The organism is candidate division WOR-3 bacterium (genome assembly GCA_016867815.1).
Taxonomy (GTDB): domain Bacteria; phylum Hydrothermota; class Tepidihabitantia; order Tepidihabitantales; family Tepidihabitantaceae; genus UBA2258.
Genome location: VGIR01000145.1, coordinates 1 through 4,851 on the forward strand (window position 1 = coordinate 1; position 4,851 = coordinate 4,851).

The following is a 4,851-nucleotide window of genomic DNA, read 5'->3' on the forward strand; positions in this document are numbered from 1 at the left end:
AGCGAACCGGCACCAGCCCGCTGACCATCGAGCACAAGAACACCGAGCGCATCGTCAAGGTCGAGGCCAACGTCGTCGGCCAGGCCGCGGGTCGGGTCGGCGCGAGGGCCAAGCAGGCCGTGGCGCGTATCACCCCGCCGCCCGGGTTCACCATCCGGGTCGCCGGCTCATTCGAGGAAATGATGGAGACATTCCGCGACCTCGGGTTCGCCATGCTCATCGCCATCCTCCTTGTATTCATGGTGATGGCCTCGCAGTTTGAGAGCCTCCGCGACCCCTTCATCATCCTCTTCACCATCCCGTTTGCCCTCATCGGCGTAATCTGGGCGCTCGCCGCCACCGGCACGACGCTCTCCATCGTGTCCGGCCTCGGCGTACTCGTGCTCGTCGGCATCGTGGTCAACAACGGCATCGTCTACATCGACTTCGTGAACCAGTTGCGGAGAAACGAGGGCATGGCGCTGGAAGAGGCGGTTAAAGAGGCCGGGCGGGTACGGCTGCGACCCATCTTGATGACCTCGCTAACCACCATCTTCGGCCTCATACCGCTTGCCCTGCAGATTGGTGAAGGCTCCGAGTTCTGGTCGCCGCTGGGCAGAGCCATGATCGGCGGCATGGCTGTCTCCACCTTCCTGCCGCTCGTTTTCATTCCGGTCCTCTACGTGATCTTCGAGACCCGCTCCGAACGCGCCCGCCTGCGCCGAGCCGCTTCAGCGGCCGCTCGGACGCCCGGCCAGTAGCCGGTCACCTGACTGAAGCGGGACGCGGACACATCCGCGTCCCGCTTCTTCGTCGTCTGGCCCGCCGCAAGCGTCATCGTAGCCACCAATACTCTCTTCTGTTCTTGACCCGCACGCAGAAGCCCGCTACCATCTGACAGCGAGTCGGTCGAGTTGCGACTAGGCGCGTGACTTGACCCCTCGCAAGGGTGCGGCAGACACTCCCAGAGCTGCCGCAGGTCGGTCGGGTGGTCGGGCCGCCATCCGGAATAAGAAGTGTGGCGCGGTTTTCCACCGCATCACATGATAACGCCTGGCAGCAGGCGACATTCCGGAGGCGAGCATGCCATTTCCTCATCGGGACGCTGTCCCGCCGCCAAAACAGGCCGGTCAACCCGGCTGCCTGAGCATAATCGCGCGACTCATCTGGGTTGCGGGTGGCAATTTCGTCCTGCTCATACTGCTGGCATTCATTGTTCAGCAAAAGACAACATTCTCGTCTCTTGATATCGTATTCTGGGCAGTCGTCGCGGCGCTGCTGTTCATCCGCTTCGCGGACATCAGGTGGCTGCATGGTACGGGGTCGGAGTCCGAGCCGGCCACCATGAAGGACTGGGTGAAGTATGCGCGGCTTCTGTTCATTCTTGCCGGCGGCGTGTGGGCCGTTCTCCACGCACTGCTCCTGCTGCTCCGCCGCTAGTTGGCGGACAGCCCTCTGCGATGAGGACAATGAAGCTACAGTTGCTCCCAGATCAACCGGGGTGGAAGAGTCGACCGGCGCAGTCGCGACTTGGCGCGCAGTTCGCCGGTACCGGACGATGCCGCACCGGCATCGAGGTCTTCGGGACACTGAACCTCAGGCCCACGCCGTCGGCTCAATCATCTCTTGCAGACCAACGTGAAAGGAGAACCATGAAGAAGACAAACCTGACCGTGACCGTTCTAGCCGGCAGCCTGTGTCTGCTCGTGCTGGCCGGTTGCCCGAAGAAGGCCGTAGTGACGCCCGGACAGCCGGCGCAGAGACCGGTGCCGGAGGAAACCGACGCGGGTGTCGGATTCGAGTGGAACCTTGGGTCAATCAACTTCGACTTCGACCGGTCGGACATCAGGCCGGGTGACGCCACGACACTGCAGGGCAACTACGACCAGATGCGGACGGCTGCCGCCAGGAATCAGAATCCTGGCATCACCATTGAGGGCTACTGCGACCCTGTGGGTACCGCCGAGTACAACATGGCCCTCGGTATGCGCCGGGCCGAGGCCGCCAAGGCTTACCTGGTCAGGCTGGGAGCCAGCGGGAACCAGCTCACGACTATCAGCTACGGCGAGGAGAAGCTGGTGACTCAGGACGAGCGGCAGTTCGAGCTCAACCGCCGCTGCGAGTTCAAGGTCGCCAGGTAAGGGCTGCTTCCAGAAAGCTCGACGGCTCGCGTCACCCGGCAGGGCCGCGCGCGGCCAGCTGTTCGTGTACTGCGTCCATGCTGGTTGCTGGTCGTTTGCCCGGCGTATTGACAAGCGGAAAGAGTTGCCTAGACTAAGCGCCCGCACAGTGCGGGCCGGCATGAGGCGAACCCACCACCAGCCGGTTAGGATTCCGCGTACCTCAAAAAGGAGCTTCAATGAACGTCAGTCCGATATTCTGGATAGCGCCGGGCGGCGCGGTCATCGCGCTGATCACAGCGCTCATCCTCGCCTTGCAGAACATGAAGCGGAGCGAGGGAACCGAGCCGATGAAGGAAGTGGCCAAGGCGGTGCGCATCGGCGCGATGGCCTACCTGAAGCAGCAGTACAAGGGCGTCACCCTGTTCTTCGGTATCGTCTTCGTGCTGCTCTGCGTGCTGGCCGCCCTCGGGCTGCAGACGTGGTTCGTGCCGTTCGCGTTCCTGACCGGCGGCTTCTTTTCGGGGCTTTCCGGCTTCATCGGTATGTCGGTCGGCGTTCGATCCAGCGCCCGCACAACCTGGGCCGCCAAGCAGAGCCTGAACTCCGGTCTGCGGGTGGCGTTCTCGGCCGGCATGGTGATGGGCCTGACAGTGGTAGGGCTCGGGCTGATCGACCTGTCGATCTGGTACGTTATTCTGAATGCCGTGTTCGCGCACCAGCCGACGGCGGAGCGGTTGACGTCCATCACCTCGGCGATGCTGGCCTTCGGCATCGGCGCGAGCTCGCAGGCGCTCTTCGCCCGCGTGGGCGGCGGCATCTTCACCAAGGCCGCGGACGTAGGCGCGGACCTCGTGGGTAAGGTCGAGGCCGGGATCCCCGAGGACGACCCGCGCAATCCAGCGGTCATCGCCGACAACGTCGGCGACAACGTCGGTGACATCGCCGGGATGGGCGCGGACCTGTACGAGTCTTACGTCGGGTCGATGGTGGCGACGATGGCTCTCTCTATCGTCGCGTTCGCCGGCACCGGGTTCGAGGTGAACGGCGTGCTGCTGCCGATGGTGCTGGCCGGCGTGGGCATCCTAGCATCGATTGTCGGCAGCTTCCTCGTGCGCGCCGGCGAGAAGGCCGAGCAGAAGGTGCTGCTGGCGGCCCTGCGGCGGGGCGTATACGGCGCTACCGTCATCTCAGCCGTGCTCGGATTCCTGATTGTGCGTTGGCTGCTGCCCAACAACATCCAGGTCTTCTGGTCGATACTTTCCGGCCTGCTGGCCGGCGTGGTCGTAGGATACTTCACCGAACGGTTCACGTCCGACACCTACAAGCCGGTGCAAGGCATCGCGGCTGAAGCCAAGACCTCGCCGGCTACGGTCATCATCGAGGGCCTGGCCGTGGGTATGAACTCGACAATTCCGATCGTCATCACGGTCGCGGCCGCGATTATGGCCAGCTACTACCTTGCCGGTAACGGCGACCCCGGACTGGGGTTGTACGGCATTGGCATCTCGGCGGTGGGGATGCTCGCGACGCTGGGCATAACCCTGGCTACCGACGCCTACGGACCGGTTGCAGACAACGCCGGCGGCAATGCCGAGATGACCCACCAGGAGCCGGCAGTCCGGGAACGGACCGACGCGCTCGACTCGCTCGGCAATACGACCGCGGCCACGGGCAAGGGCTTCGCCATCGCCTCGGCGGCGCTGACCGCGCTGGCGCTTGTCGCCGCGTACCGTGATGAGACACGTATCATCTCTCAGAAGATCCTTGGCTTCACGAAGGACATTGACCTGTCCCTGATGAACCCGCGCCTGATCGCGGGCGTCTTCCTCGGCGCAATGCTGCCGATGGGCGTGTCGTCGATGGTGATGCGCGCCGTCGGCCGGGCGGCGTCGAAAATCGTCGAGGAGGTCCGCCGCCAGTTCCGCGAAATTCCCGGGCTGATGGAGGGCAAGGCCAAGCCTGACTACGCCCATGCAGTTGCCATCTGCACCAAGGCGGCCCAGAAGGAGATGATCGCACCGTCCTTGATGGCGATCGTGACGCCTATTCTGGTCGGCCTGCTGCTCGGCACTGAAGGCGTGGCCGGCTTCCTGGTCGGGGGTCTTGCAGCCGGATTCTGTCTCGCCATCTTCTCGGCTAACTCCGGTGGCGCCTGGGACAATGCCAAGAAGTACGTTGAGCGCGGCGCGTTCGGGGGCAAGGGTTCGCCGGCGCATAAGGCGGCAGTGGTCGGCGACACGGTCGGCGACCCGCTGAAAGATGCGTCGGGCCCGTCGCTCAACATCCTGCTCAAGCTGCAGTCGATGGTCTCAATCGTCGTGCTGGGGCTGGTACTGAAGGTCTCGTCCTACCTGCCCTGGCTCAAGTAGACAGTTTGGGTCGTAGCTTCGAGGGCCCGGGGATACCCCCGGGCCCCTTCTATTAGCCCTGATCCGCTTCGACGTCGTCAGCCTCGCGACCCAACTCAGCGAAGGCTCGGGATTCTGGTCTCCGCTCGGCAGGACGATGATTGGCGGCATGATGGTTTCCACCTACCTGCCGCTCGTCTTCATCCCGGTCCTCTACGTCATCTTAGAGAACCACTTTGAACGCGCCCGCCAGCGCCGCGCCGCCGCGGCCCGAGGGACATGACCCGAAAACAGGGACTGTGGGGCTGTTGAAAAAGTCTTGACATCTTTCTGACGGCTGGAGCGTCTGAAGGGATGGTGACGCCCAACCGAAAGGACTCCACTGACAATGGTAGGTAATC

General features: G+C 63.7%; 5 protein-coding genes. All 5 read left to right on the top strand.

The window, feature by feature from the left end; genetic code table 11:
* Nucleotides 1-740: efflux RND transporter permease subunit (locus tag FJY68_13395; GenBank protein MBM3332819.1), on the top strand; the 740-nt coding region annotated here is incomplete at its 5' end.
* 322 nt (nt 741-1,062) lie between these two features.
* Nucleotides 1,063-1,419, top strand: coding sequence for a hypothetical protein (locus tag FJY68_13400; GenBank protein MBM3332820.1), 357 nt, complete (start codon nt 1,063-1,065; stop codon nt 1,417-1,419).
* Between the two features lie 212 nt (nt 1,420-1,631).
* Nucleotides 1,632-2,120 carry a peptidoglycan-associated lipoprotein gene (locus tag FJY68_13405; protein ID MBM3332821.1) on the top strand — a complete coding sequence of 163 codons (489 nt, stop codon included), beginning with the start codon at nt 1,632-1,634 and terminating at the stop codon, nt 2,118-2,120.
* A 218-nt stretch (nt 2,121-2,338) separates the two neighbouring features.
* Nucleotides 2,339-4,471 (top strand): sodium-translocating pyrophosphatase, encoded by a 2,133-nt coding sequence (locus FJY68_13410; protein MBM3332822.1) that lies wholly within the window; start codon nt 2,339-2,341, stop codon nt 4,469-4,471.
* A 58-nt stretch (nt 4,472-4,529) separates the two neighbouring features.
* The gene (locus FJY68_13415; GenBank protein MBM3332823.1) at nt 4,530-4,733 is read left to right on the top strand and encodes an efflux RND transporter permease subunit; all 204 of its coding nucleotides are present in this window, start codon (nt 4,530-4,532) and stop codon (nt 4,731-4,733) included.
* Nucleotides 4,734-4,851: the final 118 nt, after the last annotated feature.